This window comes from Chryseobacterium sp. CY350, from assembly GCF_027945075.1.
In the GTDB taxonomy this organism is placed as follows: domain Bacteria; phylum Bacteroidota; class Bacteroidia; order Flavobacteriales; family Weeksellaceae; genus Chryseobacterium.
Window position 1 is genome coordinate 3943988 of record NZ_CP116034.1, and the last position, 20956, is coordinate 3964943.

The 20956-nt window shown below is 36.5% G+C and carries 14 protein-coding genes; 10 read left to right on the plus strand and 4 right to left on the minus strand.

All coding sequences use genetic code 11. The features are described 5' to 3' along the window. Positions 1-175: 175 nt before the first annotated feature. Positions 176-1954, minus strand: a complete 1779-nt coding sequence (locus tag PGH12_RS18410) for an AMP-dependent synthetase/ligase (RefSeq protein WP_267598151.1) — start codon at positions 1952-1954, stop codon at positions 176-178. Positions 1955-2194: 240 nt separating this feature from the next. On the opposite strand from PGH12_RS18410, the gene PGH12_RS18415 reads away from it, so the two are divergent. Together PGH12_RS18415 and PGH12_RS18420 are read left to right on the plus strand one after the other, a co-directional pair. After that, positions 2195-3334, plus strand: coding sequence for an acyl-CoA dehydrogenase family protein (locus tag PGH12_RS18415; protein WP_267598150.1), 1140 nt, complete (start codon positions 2195-2197; stop codon positions 3332-3334). A 19-nt stretch (positions 3335-3353) separates the two neighbouring features. Continuing rightward, entirely contained in the window at positions 3354-3719 is a 366-nt protein-coding gene (locus PGH12_RS18420; RefSeq protein ID WP_267598149.1) for a hypothetical protein, read from the plus strand. 219 nt (positions 3720-3938) lie between these two features. Here PGH12_RS18420 and PGH12_RS18425 read toward each other — a convergent pair whose 3' ends face one another. Further along, a complete protein-coding gene (locus PGH12_RS18425; RefSeq protein WP_267598148.1) occupies positions 3939-4868 on the minus strand; it encodes a DUF4349 domain-containing protein in 930 nt (309 codons plus the stop codon). 414 nt (positions 4869-5282) lie between these two features. Here PGH12_RS18425 and PGH12_RS18430 point away from each other — a divergent pair, with 414 nt between their 5' ends. Further along, positions 5283-7664 carry a zinc-dependent metalloprotease gene (locus PGH12_RS18430; protein ID WP_267598147.1) on the plus strand — a complete coding sequence of 794 codons (2382 nt, stop codon included), beginning with the start codon at positions 5283-5285 and terminating at the stop codon, positions 7662-7664. Between the two features lie 61 nt (positions 7665-7725). Here the strand turns inward: PGH12_RS18430 and PGH12_RS18435 are convergent, their stop codons facing one another. Both PGH12_RS18435 and PGH12_RS18440 read right to left on the minus strand, forming a co-directional pair. Next, entirely contained in the window at positions 7726-9321 is a 1596-nt protein-coding gene (locus PGH12_RS18435) for a peptide chain release factor 3 (protein ID WP_267598146.1), read from the minus strand. A gap of 56 nt (positions 9322-9377) precedes the next feature. Next, on the minus strand, positions 9378-10568 hold the full coding sequence (locus PGH12_RS18440; protein WP_267598145.1) for an MFS transporter: 1191 nt from the start codon (positions 10566-10568) through the stop codon (positions 9378-9380). Positions 10569-10736: 168 nt separating this feature from the next. On the opposite strand from PGH12_RS18440, the gene PGH12_RS18445 reads away from it, so the two are divergent. From PGH12_RS18445 to PGH12_RS18475, 7 genes are all read left to right on the plus strand, one after another. Further along, entirely contained in the window at positions 10737-11567 is an 831-nt protein-coding gene (locus PGH12_RS18445; protein WP_267598144.1) for a CPBP family intramembrane glutamic endopeptidase, read from the plus strand. Between the two features lie 104 nt (positions 11568-11671). Further along, entirely contained in the window at positions 11672-12247 is a 576-nt protein-coding gene (rdgB, locus tag PGH12_RS18450; RefSeq protein ID WP_267598143.1) for an RdgB/HAM1 family non-canonical purine NTP pyrophosphatase, read from the plus strand. A 124-nt stretch (positions 12248-12371) separates the two neighbouring features. Continuing rightward, positions 12372-13286: a ribonuclease Z gene (locus tag PGH12_RS18455; protein WP_267598142.1), complete on the plus strand. Its 915-nt coding sequence runs from the start codon at positions 12372-12374 to the stop codon at positions 13284-13286. 6 nt (positions 13287-13292) lie between these two features. Then, positions 13293-14060, plus strand: coding sequence for a TIGR02757 family protein (locus PGH12_RS18460; RefSeq protein ID WP_267598141.1), 768 nt, complete (start codon positions 13293-13295; stop codon positions 14058-14060). A 9-nt stretch (positions 14061-14069) separates the two neighbouring features. Beyond that, positions 14070-14600, plus strand: coding sequence for a hypothetical protein (locus tag PGH12_RS18465; RefSeq protein ID WP_267598140.1), 531 nt, complete (start codon positions 14070-14072; stop codon positions 14598-14600). A gap of 126 nt (positions 14601-14726) precedes the next feature. After that, on the plus strand, positions 14727-17081 hold the full coding sequence (locus PGH12_RS18470) for a choice-of-anchor L domain-containing protein (protein ID WP_271286779.1): 2355 nt from the start codon (positions 14727-14729) through the stop codon (positions 17079-17081). Positions 17082-17257: 176 nt separating this feature from the next. After that, positions 17258-20860 (plus strand): choice-of-anchor L domain-containing protein, encoded by a 3603-nt coding sequence (locus PGH12_RS18475; protein WP_267598138.1) that lies wholly within the window; start codon positions 17258-17260, stop codon positions 20858-20860. Positions 20861-20956 lie beyond the last annotated feature (96 nt).

The window sequence follows — 20956 nt, forward strand, 5'->3', positions numbered from 1 at the left end:
GTTTAAACTTTTCAAATGAAATAATAAAATTCCCCTCCTTTGGAGGGGTGGCAAAAATTCGCAGAATTTTTGACGGGGTGGTTTATTATTTTATCTAAAAAGCTTTTTCATTTTTATTAATGATTGATCACTTTCAGAAAAAAAACCGCTTCAAAAGTGAAACGGTTTATTATTTTTAATCGTGGTGATCATACATTTTGTCATAAAGATCTTTGAATTTCTCCTTTACCGCCTTTCTCTTCAATTTTAAGGTAGGAGTCAGAAGTCCGCTCTCAATACTCCATACTTCAGGAGTAAGCTCTATTTTTTTGATCTGTTCCCAGTTTCCAAGATGTTCGTTGATATCGTGAATTTCTTTCTCTATCCTCTCTTTCAGCTGAGGGCTTTTTGCAATTTCCTGTGGAGTAGAGCCGATGTTTAGGTTGTTTCTCATTGCCCAATTTTTAGCAAACTCAAAGTCTGGCTGTACAAATGCGCAGGGCATTTTTTCTCCGTCACCAACAACCATTACCTGCTCGATAAATTTCGAGGCTTTGGCTAAATTTTCAATTGTTTGAGGAGCTATATATTTTCCGCCGGAAGTTTTAAACATTTCTTTTTTACGATCGGTGATCTGCAAAAATCCTTCGCTGTCGATATGTCCGATATCTCCGGTTTTAAAAAATCCGTCTTCTGTAAAAGTTTCTTTGGTCTGTTCTTCATTTTTAAAATAACTTTTAAATACAGAAGGACCTTTCACGGTAATCTCACCGTCTTCCTGAATTTTAACAATTAAATTATCTAAAGGATGTCCCACGGTTCCAACCTTCATTTTTCCGAAAGAGTTTACGGAGATTACAGGTGAGGTTTCTGTTAAACCATATCCTTCTAGAATTGGAATTCCTGCGTTCTGGAACATTAGATTTAATCTTGTTGATAAAGCAGCAGAACCCGAAACTAAAGTGATGATTTCACCTCCCAAACCTTCTCTCCATTTTTTGAAAACCAATTTGTCGGCAATGATTTCAGAAAGACCTGACGGTTTTGAAACCTCTTTTTTCTTTTGAATTAAATTTAAAGCCCAGAAAAATATTTTTTGCTTCAAACCGCCTGCGGATGATCCTGTATTGTAGATTTTATCATACACTTTCTCCACCAGTCTTGGCACCACACTCATATAATGTGGCTTTACTTCTTTTACGTTTTCGCCCATCTTTTCTATGCTTTCGGCGAAATAAATTGAAAAACCGTTATACTGAAAAAGGTAATAAAGCATTCTTTCAAAAATATGACAGATCGGCAAAAAGCTTAACACTCTTGTATCTTTATAATCTAAGCTTTTCTTTTTCGGAATTCGAGGAAAAGAACCTAAAACATTGGAAACAATATTTTCATGGGTTAACATTACGCCTTTCGGTTTTCCCGTAGTTCCCGAAGTATATATTAAAGTTGCTAAATCCTGTGTGTTGATGGCTTTAGAAAGATCTTCCACCTCAATTTGTGTAGAATCATCTTCTCCTAAATCTAAGATCTCTTTCCAGTTGGCAGCACCTGTAATGTTGTCAAACGTAAAAACTCCCTGAAGCGAAGGTACATTATGTTTGATCTTCATCACTTTCGCTAAAAGCTCTTTGTCTGAAACAAAACAGTATTTAATTTCGGCATTATTAAAGATAAATTCATAATCTTCAGGCGAAATACTTGGGTAAACGGGCACGGAAACAACTCCGATCTGCGAAATTCCCAGATCCATAATTGCCCACTCGGTTCGTGAGCTGGTAGTGATTAAAGCTATTTTATCTCCAGGCTTTATACCCAGCTTCAAAAGACCTCTCGAGATCTTGTTTCCCTGATTGATAAATTTCTGAGTTGAGGTTTTTTCCCATTCTCCCTGATGTTTTGTGGCAAACATGACATCATTTGGAAATTTTTCTAAAGCAAGATGAGGAATATCGAATAATCTTTTGATTGACATAATTTGTTATTTATTTAATAAAGAATTTAAATATAAGCATTTTTTTTAATTATAAATTCAGATTTTTCAAATAAAAAACCAAGTATTAGAATTTTGAATGTACAGATTGTTTTTTGCCTTTGATTTTAAAGCTAAAACCTTATGGATGCTGATAAAATTGTAGGCAAGCACACTAAATTGTAAATGTATTTTCAGATTTGGTTAAAAAGTGTAAATTTACGACCACTAATAATAATTTTTATGGACTTTAATTTATCAGAAGAACAGCTGATGATTCAGCAGGCAGCTAGAGATTTTGCACAAAACGAGCTATTACAAGAAGTAATAGAAAGAGACCGTGACCAGAAATTTCCTACTGAGCAGGTGAAAAAAATGGGAGAAATGGGACTTTTGGGAATGATGGTTGATCCTAAATACGGCGGTGCCGGGATGGATAGCATTTCTTATGTTTTGGCGATGGAAGAGATTGCAAAAATTGATGCTTCTGCAGCAGTTGTGATGTCTGTAAATAACTCTTTGGTTTGTGCAGGTCTTGAAAAATACGCTTCTGAGGAACAAAAAATAAAATATCTTACACCATTGGCAAGCGGTCAGGTAATCGGAGCATTTGCTCTGTCTGAGCCGGAAGCAGGTTCTGATGCTACTTCACAGAAAACAACAGCTGAAGATAAAGGTGATTATTACCTTCTAAATGGTGTGAAAAACTGGATCACCAATGGTGGAACAGCATCTTATTACATCGTGATCGCGCAGACTGATCCGGAGAAAAAACATAAAGGAATCAATGCTTTCATCGTAGAAAGAGGTTGGGAAGGTTTTGAGATCGGGCCAAAAGAAGATAAACTGGGAATCAGAGGAAGTGATACGCATTCTTTGCTTTTCAACAATGTAAAAGTTCCTAAGGAAAACAGAATTGGTGAAGACGGGTTCGGATTCAATTTTGCAATGGCTGTTTTGAATGGCGGTAGAATAGGGATTGCTTCTCAGGCTTTAGGAATTGCTTCCGGAGCTTACGAAATGGCGCTGAAATATGCTAAAACCAGAAAAGCATTTAAAACTGAGATCATCAATCATCAGGCAATTGCATTCAAATTGGCAGACATGGCGACTCAGATCACTGCCGCAAGAATGCTTTGTTTTAAAGCTGCGGTAGAAAAAGATGCAGGAAAAGATATTTCTGAGATCGGTGCAATGGCTAAATTATATTCTTCTCAGGTTGCGATGGATACGACGATTGAAGCAGTGCAAATTCACGGTGGATATGGTTATGTAAAAGAATATCACGTGGAAAGACTCATGAGAGATGCAAAAATCACTCAGATCTATGAAGGAACTTCTGAGATTCAGAAAATTGTAATTTCAAGAAGTATTTCAAAATAAAAAGACAAAAAACACTATTATGAAAAAATCTTGGTTGATCACTTTGGGAGTTGTTTTACTTCTTGTCGGAGTTTTTATCTGGTATAAATTTTTCTTCGTTTTCGGAGAAGGTGTGAAATCCGGATATTTGAATTATGCCATCAATAAAGGCTACGTTTTTAAAACCTATGAAGGCAAAATTATTCAGGAAGGTTTTGGAAAAGGTAAAACCGGAACGATTACGAGTTACGAGTTTGAATTTTCAGTCACCGACCCTGAAATTTTTAAGCAACTGGAACTCAATAGTGGTAAAACCTTTGATCTTCATTACAAAGAATACAACGGAACATTGCCTTGGCGAGGAAATACAAAGTATGTTGTAGATAAAATAGTGAATATGAAATAATCGTAAAAGGCTCTCTTCCGAGAGCCTTTTACTTTACACCAAATCACAAAATATTAATATGAAATATTAATTTCTACACTATATGATTACAAATCGCCAGTCAGGTTAAATATAATCAGAGATTTTATCAAAACTTTAACAGTTTCGTAATACAAATGTAAGAGGAATTTCAATTCAAAAATGCGTTGTACTAAAAATTTTAGTAATTTTTATTTAGAATCAATTTCCAGGAAGATTGTTCTTCTTCTTTTTGTAAAAATAATAGGCGGCTCCGGCGATTAGAAAAATAGGCCAAAGCGGAAGAAAGAATAAAAATATAGAAGTAATAACATCCCATCCTGAAGAAACTGCTGCAAATGATCTGTCACCAAAACTCTTTGGTTGCTCACTTAGCGCCACATCTGAATCAGTGCTATACAAAGTGATTTCAACATCGCACAAAATATTATTTATAAAATCCTGACCGGAAGCATCAATGCTTTTGTTCTCAACTTCTCCAATGTTGTAACTGAGATCATCCATCAGATAATCAAACTTTTGAATCGGAACTTTCACTCTAAGATAAGCGGTTTTTGTATCATTATTGTTGAGAGAGACATTTTCACTGCTGATAAAACCGTCATATTTCTTCACCTGCTCTTTTACAATTTCCTTAGCTGTTTCTGCATTATTTACATTAATCTCCAAAACGCCGGTTTTCTGCATCTTGTTTTTTGAAATGGGCAAGTTTTCAGAGCTGCTTTTCGGTTTGTCTTTATAAATAATTTTTGTTTCCTTGATAATTTTTGGGGCAGGAACATTTACTACAATCCGTTCATTTTTTTTGTCTGAAGAATCTTTATGCGAATTGATTTTAGATTCCAGTTTCATATTGGCAATCTTGTCTGATAAAGAATCAATACTTTTTGAAGTAGATTCTATCTTTTGATCGGCTTCACTTTTAGTGTTTTCAAAGTCCTTAATTTTTATACTCGCAGAATCAAAAATTGCGGTGGCATCTTCATTTGCGGAATTTATCGTTTCAGAAACGTTTGCTACTGTACTGTCTGCGGATGATACTGCATTTTTAATTTGAGATGTAGCAGCTTCACTTTTTTTACACATAATAAAAGTGCTACTCATAATTACTAATAAGATAAACTTTTTCATAAGATTTTTTTTGTTGATGTAAAATTAGAGGCTTATTGGCGTGAGGCTTTGTAAAAGAAATGTATCATTCTGGTAAATTTATAAGTTGTTGATATTTATGGTTTTGTAAAATAATTTGAGCTATTATACAAGAAGATGAAAACTTTATAATTGAAGATTTTGGCTCTATTAACCTTATTAATTTCTGCAATCTTAAAGTTTTTAGCGATCTAATGTTGAAATTCCTACATAGATTTTAAACAATCTTCATAAACTTTAGACGAGATCTTGTCTGTTGCTTTTACCAGGTAATAATGAAAAGTATAATTATTATGAAAAGTTTCTTAAAAATTCTAAAAGTTTCTTAAATAATTTTGTTTTTTGTGTTGTAATTTTTCATTAATTTTGTCATTTCGTAATTAAAATTAAATCTACATGAGAAAACAATTACTTGTGATGGGAGTGCTACTGATCTCCAATATATTTTTAGCACAAACAAACCGGGCTTGGAAGGAAGTCTCAGCAAAAACTTCTTCAGAAATATTAGAAAATAAAACCAATATTCTTCATCCTAAAACGTATCATCTTGACATAGATGCTCTGAAGAATGTACTGGTAAACGCACCTCAAACTTTTGGAAAAAACAGGAAATCTGATATTATTGTGTCATTTCCTAATTCTGAAGGTATTATGGAAAATTTTAGAGTGAGAGAAAATTCTAATTTTGATCCCGCTTTGGCAGCAAAATATCCTGATATTAAATCTTATTTGGGCGAAAATCTCGAAGATTCCGGGTCTACCGTGTATTTTAGCGTATCACAGTTAGGCTTGTCTTCAATGGAATTGTACAGTAATAAATCTGCTGTTTTTATTGAGCCGTATACAAAGGATCTTTCGACTTACGTAGTTTATAAAAAATCTGACAAAACAGCGAGTTTAGATAAATTCGAGTGTACAGTAATTGATGTTGCTCAAAAGGGAGTAGACCATTCAGACCTTACGGCAAGACCAAATGCTGATGACGGAAAATTACGAACTTTCAGATTAGCATTATCTTGTACAGGAGAATACACTACCTATTTTGGAGGAACAGTTGCAGGAGCTTTAGCTGCGATGAACACAACAATGACTCGTGTAAACGGAGTTTTTGAGAAAGATTTTTCTGCAAGAATGATTCTTATTCCAAATAATAATACAATCATTTATACTAATGCGGCAACAGATCCTTACTCAGGAGCTACAGCCGGAACCGGCGGTGCGTGGAATGGCGAGTTACAGACAAACCTAACAGCGGTAATAGGTGAAGCCAACTACGATGTAGGTCATTTATTCGGTGCAACAGGTGGTGGTGGTAATGCTGGGTGTATCGGATGTGTCTGCAACAACGGTACAAAAGGAAGAGGTTATACATCTCCAGCAAATGGAGTTCCATCGGGAGATACTTTTGATATTGACTATGTAGCTCACGAGCTAGGTCATCAATTTGGTGGAAATCATACTTTCTCAATGAATAATGAAGGATCAGGAGTCAATATGGAACCAGGCTCTGGTTCTACCATTATGGCTTATGCAGGAATTACCAATCAGAATGTACAGATGAATTCCGATGCATATTTTCATGCAGTAAGCATTCAGCAGATTACCAACAATATTAAAACAAAAACTTGTCCGGTAACTACAAATACAGGAAATGCTATTCCTACTGCTGATGCAGGATTAGATTATATCATTCCAAAAGGTACTCCTTTTGTGCTTACGGGAGCGGGTACTGACGCAAATAGCGATCCTCTTACTTATGTTTGGGAGCAAATGGATAACGCTACTGCTGCTCAAACCGGAGCTAATTCTGCAGCAAGTGCAACAAAAGCAACAGGACCTACATTTAGATCTTACACTCCGCAAACTGTACCATATAGATATTTCCCGGCATTACCGAGGATAGTTGCTGGTGCGACAACCACATCCAGCCCTGTGGGTACTACTTCAGGTATTGTTGTAGAAGCTCTGTCAAATGTTGCGAGAACATATAATTTCAGATTTACAACTCGAGATAACAGAGCGGGAGGCTCAGGAAACAATTCTGATGATGCGGTTATCACAGTAAACGCTACTGCAGGACCGTTCATTGTGACTTCTCAAAATACCGCAGGAGTTGTCTGGACAGAAGGCCAAACACAAACGATCACTTGGAATGTTGCAGGAACAACAGCTGCACCTGTAAGTACTCCGAATGTAACTATTTTATTGTCAAAAGACGGTGGTCTTACTTTCCCGACTGTATTGGTGGCAAGTACTCCGAATAGTGGTACATATACATATACTGTTCCGGGTGGTTTGGGAACTATTACCAACAATGCAAGAATTATGGTAAAAGGAGTTAATAATATCTTTTTGAATGTAAATTCACAAAACTTTACAATTAATTCTTCAGCAGTTGTAATTCCTCCAGGAGGTGGTGGAAATCCAGGAGGTGGCGGAAACCCAGGAAGTCCGGGAAATCCCCAATCTCCGATCTTTCAGGGAATGATGATTTATCCGGTTCCTGCAAATGACGGTTTTGTTTATATTAAGACAGATTTCCCTCCAAAATTTGATGATAACAGACTTCCTGCTCCATATAAAGTAACTTACGAAATTTACTCTATGGACGGAAAACTAATTGTACCAAAGAAAACCAGACATATTTTCTCTAGAACTGTTGATAACAGAGCAGATGAAAAGATTGATCTTAGAACTCTTCCTACAGAAGCGTACATGATTCATGTAACGGTAGATGATGAGAAAATTGTGAAAAAACTATTAATGCTCAATAAATAGTATTATTGATAAAGCAAAAAAAACCGTTCATCTGAGCGGTTTTTTTTATTTTAAATAAGAATTAATTTTGTCTGAATTCACTAATGAAATGCAGCTTCACATTTGGGAACTTCTCCTGAGTCATGTGAATTGTAAATGATGAATCAGCTAAGAATACCAGTTGATTGTATTTGTCTCTGGCGAGAAATCTTTGCTTTAATCTTGCAAATTCTTTATACTCATCAGATTTTTCATCAGCTTCTACCCAACATGCTTTGTGCATAGAAAGTGGTTCGTAAGTACATTTTGCTCCGTACTCGTGTTCAAGACGGTATTGAATTACCTCGTATTGAAGAGCCCCCACGGTTCCGATGATCTTTCTGTTGTTCATTTCAAGTGTAAATAACTGAGCAACACCTTCATCCATCAACTGATCAATACCTTTTGCTAATTGTTTAGCCTTTAAAGGATCATTATTATTGATATATCTGAAATGTTCAGGAGAGAAACTTGGGATTCCCTTAAAGCTAATCTTTTCGCCACCTGTCAAAGTATCACCAATTCTGAAACTTCCGGTATCATGCAGCCCAACAATGTCTCCGGGGAAACTTTCGTCCACAACTTCTTTTTTATCTGCAAAAAATGCATTCGGAGAAGAGAATTTCATCTTTTTGCCTTCTCTTACCAATAGATAATTTTCATTTCTTTTAAATGTTCCTGAAACAATTTTCACAAAAGCCAAACGGTCTCTGTGCTTGGGATCCATATTTGCGTGGATTTTAAAAACAAACCCTGTAAATGCAGACTCTTCAGGTTTTACCATGCGAGTTTCGCTTTCTTTTGGCTGCGGCATCGGAGCGATTTCAATAAATGCATCCAACAATTCACGAACTCCAAAATTATTTAAAGCAGAACCGAAAAAAACGGGTTGCAAATCACCATTCATGTAATCCTCACGGCTGAATTCAGGATAAACAGACTGAATTAATTCTAATTCTTCCCTTAAATTCTTGGCAGCTTTTTCACCAATAATTTCGTCGATTGTAGAATCATTAATGTCATCAAATTTGATGGCTTCACCCACTTTCTGTTTCTTTTCTTCTAAAAATAGCTGAATATTATTTTCCCAGATATTATAAATTCCCTGAAAATCTGCTCCCATTCCGATCGGAAGAGAAAGCGGAACAACTCTTAAACCTAATTTCTGCTCAACTTCATCCAACAAATCGAATGCATCTTTTCCCTCACGATCCAATTTATTAATGAAAACAAGCATCGGGATGTTTCTCATTCTGCAGACTTTCACCAATTTTTCTGTCTGTTCCTCAACACCTTTTGCAACGTCAATGACAACGATTACAGAATCTACAGCAGTTAAAGTTCTGTAAGTATCTTCAGCAAAATCTTTGTGACCCGGCGTATCTAGAATGTTGATTTTGTAACCTTTATATTCAAATGCTAAAACGGAAGTCGCAACTGAGATTCCTCTCTGTCTTTCGATTTCCATAAAGTCGGAGGTTGCTCCTTTTTTAATTTTGTTTGATTTTACCGCTCCGGCCTCCTGAATTGCTCCTCCAAAAAGAAGTAATTTCTCAGTAAGCGTAGTTTTTCCGGCATCGGGGTGAGAAATAATTCCGAATGTTTTTCTTTTCTCTATTTCTTTGATTAAGTCTGACATAGTGTATTTTGAATTTGCAAAAATCGGGATTTTTATCGGATTCTGAAAATCGTATTTTAAGACTTTTTGAAACTCAATTTTGTTTTAAGAAAATAAGCGACTCCCAAACCTATCAAAACCATTAATGCACTAAACGGAAAGATATATTTCATTCCCCAAATATCTGCAACACCGCCAATAAGCGGACCTGCAACACCAAGTGAAAGATCAATAAAAAGTCCGTAACCTGCCAAAGCAGAACCCTGACTTGACGGCGAAACACTTTTGATAGCAACGACTCCAAGCGCAGGAAAAATTAGAGAAAATCCTAATCCGGTAACTCCGGCTCCAAAAAGAGCCATTTCAGCATTAGTAGCAAGTGAAATAATTGAAAGACCGATCGCTTCTACTAAAAGACAGGCAATGGCAACTTTAATTCCACCATAATTGTTGATCACATTGCTGAAAACCAATCTTCCTGCTACGAATAATCCGCCGAAAACGCTGAGACAAAGCGCACCGTTATTCCAATGGAAATAGTTGTAGTACAATGTGATAAAGGTAGAAATGCTTGCAAAACCGATTCCGCCCAAAGCAAGACAAATTCCGAAAGGGGAAACTTTTCCTAAAACTTTCCAGAATGATTGTGAATCCTGAGTGTGTGAATTGGTATAGTTTGTTTTTGTTTTGGCAAGAAGAAAACCTAAAATTCCAATTAAAATAGAAAGAATTCCTATGCCGTAGAGTCCAAATCGATGTTCGATAACAACTCCTAGTGATGCACCAATTGCTAAAGCTCCGTAACACGCAACACCATTGTAGGAAATGATTTTTGCTGTATGTTTTTCGCCAATCGCCATAATTGCCCAGTTAATAGGACTTGCACCGATCATTCCTTCTCCGCAACCTGTCAGAAGGCGTGTGATGATTAAAAATCCTAAACTCAATAAAGGGGATAATTTAAAATAGTACGCGATAATAAGGAAAATTCCGGTTAAAGAAAAGCTCAACATACTGAATAAAACGGCCGGTTTTGGACCTTTTCCGTCAATGATTTTGCCTGAATATGCTCTCAGAAAAAATGTTGCAACATATTGTAAACTGATCACCAATCCGGCAATCACCAAACTGAAACCTAAATTTTTACTGATGAAAATAGGAAGTACGGAAAGAGATAAGCCTATAATAAAATATCCTAAAAAAGTGAAACCAACGTATGTTAATAAAGGTAAATTAACGTTTTCGGGACGTTTGACTGCATGATCCATATTCATAAAAAATTAAGGTGCAAAGATACTTCAGAAAATAATTTAAAACAGATTATAAGTTTTAAATAGATAAGATAAATCGTTTTAGAAAGGGAAAGATATTTCAAAATAGGTTTGTACGACAGATTTTGTGCAAAATCAATTATCTTTGTTTTAAATAAAAAAAATATGGAAAACAGCAGATACCCAAAATTTACATTCACCTGGATTGGAGGTCTTGTCCTTTTAGCAGGTCTGTTTTTGGGGACAATTGCTACATCGTTTATCAATGTTTTCTCTATGTTCGTTTTTAAGACTAACTTACAATACAAAGATTGGTTTTTCATGTTTGCAAATGCAGCGGGATTTCTTACTGCTATTGCTTTTTTTGATTTTTTTGTTGTAAGGCCGACAACGAAAAAAAAGCTCAATTTCAACTTTTCACCAACAAATTTTTACACCTATTTATTGATATTTCCGATGATGTTGGGAATGATGTTTATTGGTGAATTTGTCACTTCCCAAATTCCGATCACCGGACCATTTTTTGGTAAATACTATGATTTTTTCACGAAATTGATGGAGCAGCTGACCGATGATCCTGTTATAATGATCATCACGGCGGTGATTATGGCGCCGATTTTTGAGGAGATTATTTTTAGGGGAATTATTCAGAAAGGATTGATCAATAATGGAATGCAACCGTGGAAAGCAATCGTTTTTGCCTCAATTATTTTCGGTATGGTACATGCAAATCCGTGGCAGTTTGTTGGTGCGGTTTTGTTGGGCTGCGTTTTAGGTTTGGTGTATTATAAGACGAAATCTTTGCTGTTGCCCATGTTGCTGCATGGTTTTAATAATCTTTGTTCAGCAATTTTAATTTTTTACACAAAAAATGAAAGTTTTTCAGAAGCATTCAAAGTTTCTGAATGGATAATATTAGGAATTGGGATTGTATTGTTTTCACTTTTCTATTATTTATTCATAAAAAAGTATAAAGTGCATTATTCGGAAATTTAATTTTAATTGAAATACAGATTACAAAAATCTTTTCAACAAATTTTAGAGATTATCGATTTTATTGGAGAAAGTTATTGATTAATGTTTAAAAATAAAAAGTTATCATGGAATTATTAGTTGCTACCCACAACATACACAAAAAAGAAGAAATTCAGCAGATTTTGGGAAACGGATTTGTCGTTAAAAGTCTGACAGACTACAATATACACGAAGAAATTGTAGAAGATGGAGATTCGTTCAATGCAAATGCATTAATCAAAGCTAAATATTGCTTCGAAAAAACCGGAATTCCAAGTTTAGGAGACGACAGCGGTTTGGTTGTAGAAGCTCTAGACGGAAGACCCGGAATTTTCTCAGCGCGTTACGCAGGAGATCATGATTTCGCCAAAAATATTGAAAAAGTTTTAGTCGAAATGGAAGATATAGCAAATAGAAAAGCTTACTTCATTACGGTTTTATGTTACTATGACGAAAACGGAGCGCAATATTTTGATGGCAGAGCACACGGAAATTTACTGACAGAAAATAAAGGTCACAAAGGTTTCGGATACGATCCTATTTTTGTTCCGGAAGGTTACGAAATGACTTTTGCAGAAATGAATACTGAAGATAAAAACCAGATCAGCCACAGAAAGCAGGCTTTGGATTTGTTTCTGGATTTTTTGAAGGAGAAAAGTTAGAAATTAGATGAGTTGAGGGGTAAATTAATTAGAAAAATTAGTGTTTTTTTAACTCAACCCCAGCCTTCTTCTAAACCTTCTCCTCAAACTTTTATCGTACATTTGCTCGTAATAAACTATTGATTTGAGTACTTATTTAACTATTTTAGGCTTTAATTCGGCGATTCCGACTGTAAATACATCGCCCACCGCTCAGCTTCTGGAAATGGAAGAAAGATGTTTCCTGATCGACTGTGGTGAGGGAACGCAAGTGCAGCTGAGAAAAGCAAAAGCAAGATTTTCAAAAATCAATCATATATTTATTTCCCATCTTCATGGCGATCATTGTTTTGGTTTGCCGGGACTCATTGCTTCATTTCGTCTGCTTGGAAGGGACGTTCCTTTGCATGTTTACGGTCCGAAAGGCATCAAAAAAATGTTGGAGACTATTTTTACGATTACAGAAACCCATCGTGGTTTTGAGGTCGTTTATCATGAGCTGGATAAAGATTATTCCGAAAAAATATATGAAGATAATAGAGTAGAGGTCTTTACGATTCCTTTGGATCACAGGATTTATTGCAACGGATATCTTTTTAAAGAAAAGCAAAAAGATAGACATCTTAATATGCAGGAAATTTCTAAATATAAAGAAATTGAAACCTGCGATTATCATAATCTGAAAGCCGGAAAAGATTTTGAACTAAGCGACGGATACATACTTAAAAATGAAGTTTTGACCACAGAACCGGCGCATCCTGTTTCTTACGCGTTTTGCAGCGACACCAGATATTTGGAATCTGTAATCCCGATCATCAAAAATGTCACTGTTTTATATCACGAATCTACTTTTTTGCACGATTTGAAAGAAATGGCAGATTATACAGGTCACACCACTGCTTTGGAAGCTGCAAGAATTGCGAGACAGGCTGAAGTCGGAAAGCTTATTTTAGGTCATTTTTCTAACAGATATGGTGATTTGACGGTGTTTACAGACGAAGCGCGAACTGTTTTTCCAAACACATTTTTACCAAAAGCATTGGAAGTTGTGAAAATTTAAGCTGATATGAATTTTGAAGAGTTAAAAGATTTTCTTAACGAAAAAGCTGACATTTATAACAGTTCTGAATTTATACAGGATGATCCCATACAGATTCCGCACCGCTTTTCTTTAAAACAGGATATTGAAATAGCAGGATTTCTTGCAGCTACAATTTCTTGGGGAAACAGAAAAGCAATCATAAAATCTGCAGAAAAGATGCTTGACATTATGGGGAATTCTCCATATGATTTTATTAAAAATTTTTCTGAAAAAGATTTGAAATTACTTGAAGGCAAAAGTATTCACAGAACATTTAATGGTGAAGATTTTTCATATTTTATCAGACAGTTTAATAGAATTTATGCTGAAAAGGAAAGTCTCGAAAATTTATTTATAATTAAAGATTCCGAAACCAATTTTTACCACGCGATCGAAAGATTCCGAAGTAAATTTTTAAATATCGAAAAACACAGAAGTCATAAACATGTAAGCTCGCCATACAAAAATTCTTCTTCAAAAAGAATCATAATGTTTCTGCGTTGGATGGTGCGAAATGATCAACGTGGCGTAGATTTTGGAATTTGGAAAAATATTGATACAAAACATTTATCCATACCTTTAGACGTTCATACCGGAAATATTTCAAGAAAATTAGGTTTGATTTCAAGAACACAAAATGACTGGAAAACTGTTGTAGAACTTGATGACGTAATCAGGAAATTTGATGCAAAAGATCCCGCAAAATATGATTTTGCACTGTTTGGTTTGGGAGTCACAAAAGAATTGTTTTAAAAGATATTAATGAAAACACCGCACGAAAAACTAGAGTTTCTGGAGAAAATGGCAGATGGAATTACCTCATGGATAGGTTCCATACCTTCCCTTATTATTCATACTTTGCTTTTTCTCACAGCATTTCTGCTGCCAAGTTTTGGCGTGGTCGATTTTGATAAGATGCTTTTAGTGCTTACGACAGTTTTATCATTGGAGGCAATTTATCTGTCTATATTGATCCAAATGTCGGTGAATAAAAGTCACGAAAAAATTGAAGATATTCAGGAGGATATTGAGGAGATTAGTGAAGATATTGAAGACATTCAGGAAGATCTGGAAGAGATCAGCGAGGATATTGAAGAAATAACGGAAGATATTGAGGATATTCAGGAAGATATCGAAGAAATAAATGAAGATGAAGATGAAGATGATCATACAGAAAGAGCAAAAAATGCAATTTTAAAGAGCAATGTAAGCTCAAACAAAAATGAGATTAAAGTTTTAAAGGATAAAATTAATGAGCTGCAAAGCATGATCGATCTTCTTAAAAAAGACTGATTTTACCAGAGAATTATCTGCATTATATAATCTCATATAAAAATAATATTATCAATATCGCAACGTACAGATAAATAATCAAGCTTTTACGAAAATTTTTTCTATTTTTGAACAAACAATTATAAAATGTTAAATTATAGATTGAAAAACTACTTTAGGCTTAGTTTTATTTTGTTATTCTGTTTCAGCATATTCTCTTATGCACAGAAAAACAGGCCGCCGGCAAAAAAAACTATTCCCCTCAATGCTAAAGCCGGAGCTTATATAGATGTAAATGTAGCGCCTTATCCCCAGACAAATTTTACAGCCACACAGCTTGTTACTGATGTTTTGGTGGGAAGTTCTGCCGGATGTGGAACGCCAAATATTTCTAATGTAACAGTGAGTCCAAATCAGCTAGTCACCAATAATGACCGATTTTGGGGTTATTTCAACAAAACTACATCAGCTTTCCCTTTTGACGAGGGCATTGTTTTAACAACAGGATTTGCAAGAAAAGCTGGAAATATTGCTGAAACGGGTATCTTAAGCGATGGCAATGGTGGTGGAAGTGATGCGGATCTTATTGCGGCCATCGGAGTGACAACACAGATTAACAATGCTGCGGTTTTAGAATTTGACTTTGTACCTACAAGTTCTCAGATGAAGTTCAGATATATCTTTGCTTCTGAAGAATATACAGGCAGCTTTCCTTGCCCACCGACACAATATGATGACGCATTTGCTTTGTTGTTGAAGCCAAATACTCCTGGTTCCACGTATACTAATTTGGCTGTACTTCCTGGAGGCGCAGGTCCGGTTTCGGTTCCTAATATTCTTCCTTCAAGTTTCGCATGTGGACCTATCAATGCACAGTATTTTGGATCTTTAGCACCTAATGCAACCAATTATAATGGTACTACTGCACCACTTACCGCTGAAGCGACTGTTATTCCTGGGCAGTCTTACCATATTAAAATGGTCGTTGCTGACGCCAGAGACTCCAGTTATGGATCTGCGGTTTTCTTAGAGGCGGGTTCATTTGATATTGGAATCAGCATTGTAGACAGCGCAGGGAATTTAATTCCAAGCGTTTTAAATGTCTGTGACAATGTGCCGCAGGTTTTAAATGCTCAGGTTGTAGCAACTCCGGGAATGACTTTTCAATGGTTTAAAGACGACGTTGCAATTGCAGGTGCTACCAATATTTCATATACTGCAACTTCACCGGGCGTTTATAGTGTAAAGGTTACTATACCTGGAGGTAATTGTCCGGGCGAGGCGAAAGTAACCATCGTGGGTGGTACAACTCCTACTGCTCAGAATGCCACTTTAAAACTTTGTACTACACCAAGTACTTTAAATTTTGATTTAAATTTAGCTAAACCATCAATAAGTACAACTCCGGGAGCTATTTTCCGTTTTTATGTAAATCAAGCAGATGCAATTGCACAAAATGGTAGCTTCATTGCTGCTCCAGAATCATTTAACGGAAATGATGGTCAGGTTTTGCATGTTGTTGTTTCAAATGGTGCTTTTTGCAGTAAATTAGTTACTTTAACTTTAAATAAGGAAGCAACTCCTATAGCAGCTCTTGCAGCGACAAAATTAAAAATTTGTTCAGGTGAATCTGTTACTTTAACCGCTTCCGGCGGAGTAACTTACCAGTGGAATAATTTCACAGGAACTGGCGCAGTTCGTACGGTTTCGCCAACTCAGAACACAACATACACGGTTTATGCAATTGGTGCGCAAGGTTGTAAATCATTGCAGCCGGCTACTGTGATCGTAGAAGTTGTTCCTGCAATCACTTCTAATCTTTCAGGAGGGTTTATTTGTTTAGGAGACAGAATCACTTTAGATGCAGGAACTGGTCCAAATTACACCTATCAGTGGAATAACGGTGAAACTTCTCAGACCGTAGCAGCAGAATTGCCGGGACTGTATTCTGTAACTATCAGCAATGGCGTTTGTTCTAAAGTATATTCAACGCAAGTTATCTTGGCGATTATTCCTCAGATTATCAAAGTTGATTATGATGAAAACGGAACGTTAGTGGTTACTGCAAGTAATCCTAGTAACGGACAGTTAGAATATTCTAATGACAACGGAGTAACGTGGCAATCCTCTAATGTATTTACAAATGTCGCGAACAACACCCTTGTTCCTATCAGAGTAAAGGTGAAAAATACAAGTTGTGTAGGTTTCTTAGAATATTTCACATTTATTATGAAAAATGTAATTACACCGAATGGTGATAATGTGAATGATATGATTGATTTCAGAGGAATTAGTGATCTTAAAGATTTCCAGGCTGTAATTTCTGACCGTTACGGTAAAGCAGTTTTCAAAGCTGAAAAAACACGACCTTTCTGGGATGGTTTCTTCCAGGGAAAAAAATTACCGACATCATCTTACTGGTATCAGGTAACATTTGAAGATCCTGCAACGAAAAAGCTAACTGTGAAGACAGGATGGATTTTACTTAAAAATTTCGAATAATATTTTATTCAAAGTAATAATAGAAAAGACCGATTTTATCGGTCTTTTTTTTATTGATCATTTTTAAAATGAAATTACTATATGAAGAGTCCAGAATTTATGTTAATAATAATATAAATATTTTGGAATTAAATTTAAATCAAAAAAAATAGTATTTTTGTTAAAAATAATACAAAATGTTAAATAAAAGTGCAGGAAGTTTATTTTTGGCTTTATTTTTAGTTCTACTTGGAAATTTTACATTTTCTCAGACTAGAGAAAGAGGTAAAACTACACAGAAAGCTTCATCTCAAACCATGAAAGTGGGTTCATTCATAGACGTAAATGCCGCAGGATATCCTGAAACGTCCTTCAATATAACTCAATTGGTAAAAGATGTTCTTATTGCCGGAGGATCTACATGTTCTACCGCAAACGTGAGCAATGTTGTTGTTTCCCCAAATCTGTCTACAGGTGATGCCACAAGAACATGGGGTTTTTTCAACAGAGGAACTACCAATTTTCCTTTTGCAAAAGGAATAATTTTAACTACAGGTCACGCCAGAAAAGCGGGTAACACTTTTTTAGCAGGTCAATTGGGCGACGGGGTTATTACTCAGGGGGATGCTGATCTCGCTGCTGCACTCAACATACCAAACAGTGATTTAAGAGATGCTACATTTATAGAATTTGATTTTGTTCCTACTTCAACCCAGGTTACTTTCAGATATTTATTTGCTTCAGAAGAATATGATAATGATTTCCCATGTCAGTTTGTAGATGGTTTTGCACTACTGCTCAAAAAAGTCGGAGATCCTTACACCAATTTAGCTGTTTTGCCAGGAGGCGCAGGACCCGTAAGTGTTAAAAACATCCGTCCTTCAACAGAATTTGATGGTACACCGCTTAGTTGTGGTGCACTCAACCCTTCGTTTTTCGGAGGATATAATACCTCTGCTATAGAAACAAATTTTAACGGACGTACAATACCACTTACAGCACAAGCTACAGTAATTCCTGGTCAGACGTATCATTTTAAGATGGTTTTGGCTGATTCTGGTGACCCATCACACGATTCGGGAGTTTTTTTAGAAGCAGGTTCTTTTGATATAGGTGTTCAGATTTTAGGTTCAAATGGTGTTCAGCTTCCCGCTTCAATTAATGTTTGCGACAATGCACCACAGACGTTTACGGCATCTGCTCAGATTCCGGGTGCTACATATCAATGGTTTTTAGGTACTACTCCGATTACAGGAGCAACCGGACCATCTTATACAGCAACGCAACCAGGTGTATATTCTATAGAAGTTACTCTTCCTGGAAATTCTTGTCCGGGAAAAGCGACCGTGACGATAGTTGGCGGAACATCACCAACCGTACAGAATGCAACGCTTACAAGTTGTTTTGCACCCGGAAATGCTATTTTTAATTTAACATCTGCTCAGCCTTCAATCAGTACAACGCCGGGAGTAACTTTTGCATATTATCTGAATCAGACCGATGCAAATGCAGGAAATTCGTCCACAATTTCTACACCTACTACATTTTCTAGCGCAGGTAATCAAACGATTTATGTTCTTGTTAAAAGCGGTTTCTGTTCGAAAGTGGCACAGCTTCAGTTAGTAAAAGCTGCGGAAATAGTACCTACAATTGCTGCGCCTGCAGCATTAACTTGCGCCAATAATCAGGTTACGCTTAATGCCTCGGCATCAGTTTACCCTACAGGATCTACTTTTGCATGGACAACTACTGGTGGAAATATTGTTTCCGGAGGTACTACTTTAAATCCTGTTGTAAATGCAGCCGGAACTTACACTCTTACTATTTCAAATACTTTTGCAGGAAATGTAACCTGTACCGGAACGGCAAATGTGACGGTAATTGGTGACAGCTCACCACCCGCAACAGGAGTTACAGCAAGTAAACTAATTATCTGTTCCGGAGAATCTGTAGTCCTTACAGCAACTGGAGGAGCAACATATAACTGGACGGGTCTTACAGGAAATGGAGCTACCCAAACAGTTTCTCCTACAGCAACGACAACCTACAGCGTTACAGCAGTCGGCGCAAACGGATGCGTTTCAACATCTCCCGCTACAATAACTATACAGGTTTCTCAACCGTTTACGGCTCAGAATGCAAGTCTTATAAAATGTTTTCAGCAAGGAAATATAATCTACGATCTTACTTCAGCTCAAAGTCAGATTACGACATCACCGGCAGGTATCACATTTACCTATTATGTTAATCAGGCAGATGCAATCGCCGGAAATACAAGCAATATTACAACTCCCACAACGTTCCCAAGTGCAGGAAATCAAACAATTTATGTGTTGGTAAGCAATGGCGGATGTAAATATGTAGTGACATTGCAGTTGCTGACAACAGCACCAACGACATTAACTATTGCCGCACCTCAGACCATCACTTGTACTACAACTCAGGTGACGCTTAATGCGGGCGCATCAACTTTTCCTGCAGGATCAATAATCAACTGGACGACTACAGGAGGAAATATTGTATCTGGTGCTAATACACTCAGTCCCATTGTAAATGCGGCAGGTACTTATACATTAACGATAAGCAATACAACGCAGCCTGCTAACTTAACTTGTACTTTTACTGCAACTGTAACCGTTATTCAGGATAAAGTTTTACCGGTTGCTAATTTGACATCAACCTTCCAGCAGATATGTCCAGGAGAATCAGTTACTCTTACAGCTTCGGGAGGTGTTACCTACAATTGGGGCGGAGGTCTTACCGGAAACGGTGCAACACAAGTAGTTTCTCCTACTAATAATACAATATATACTGTTTTTGCAGTGGGAGCAAATGGTTGCGTTTCTGCAAATCCGGCATCAATCACCATTGTTGTGGGACCGCCAACAGCTCTTGTTGTTGCCTCAAAAATTAAAATTTGTGCCGGAGAATCTGTCACATTGACGGCGAGCGGCGGATTTACATATAATTGGGTGGGATTACCTGGAACTGGAAATACTCAAATTGTAACGCCTGCTGTAACCACTACTTATTCTGTATTTGCATTGGGTGGAAATGGTTGTGTTTCTAATACTCCGGCTACGATTACCATAGAAGTTGTTCCGGCAATTGTCTCTACTTTGCAGGATGTTTACGCTTGTGCGGGAGATAACGGAACTTTGGATGCAGGTGCAGGACCAAACTATACTTATCTGTGGAGTAATGGTGCAACAACACAGACTATCACGACAAATGTACCCGGATCTTATTCTGTAACGATCAGCAATGGTACTTGTTCAAAATTGTTTACGGCACAGCTCATCAACCCTGATCTACCACAATTTACAAATGTAGTTTATGAAAATAATGTCCTTACTATTTCTGCGACAAATCCTACCACAGGGTCACTGGAATATTCTATTGACGGAGGTAACACTTGGCAGTCTTCAAACATATTCTATAATGTTTTAGACAATACAAATTATTCAATATCAGTAAGAGTAAAAGATGCAAAATGCGGTAATACGCTTAGTTTCTTCACTTTCATTATTTCCAACGCCATTACCCCAAATAGTGACGGTATCAATGACTATATCGATTTCACAGGAATAAGCAGTTATAAGAACTTTGCGGCATCAATATTTGACCGATATGGTGCAGAACTCTTTAAGGCCGACAAATCAAACGTCAGATGGGATGGTTCTCTGAAAGGTATCAATTTACCGACAGCGACTTATTGGTTCAGAGTGCAATGGGAAAACCCTGCAAGCAAAAAACTGGAATTAAGATCCGGATGGATATTACTTAAAAATAGAAATTAAATAAAATTTAAAGTCTTCCTTCCGGAAGACTTTTTTATGTTAAAAACTTGAGTTATTAATGGCATTTTTGTAAAAAAAAACTAAATTTGTTGAAAC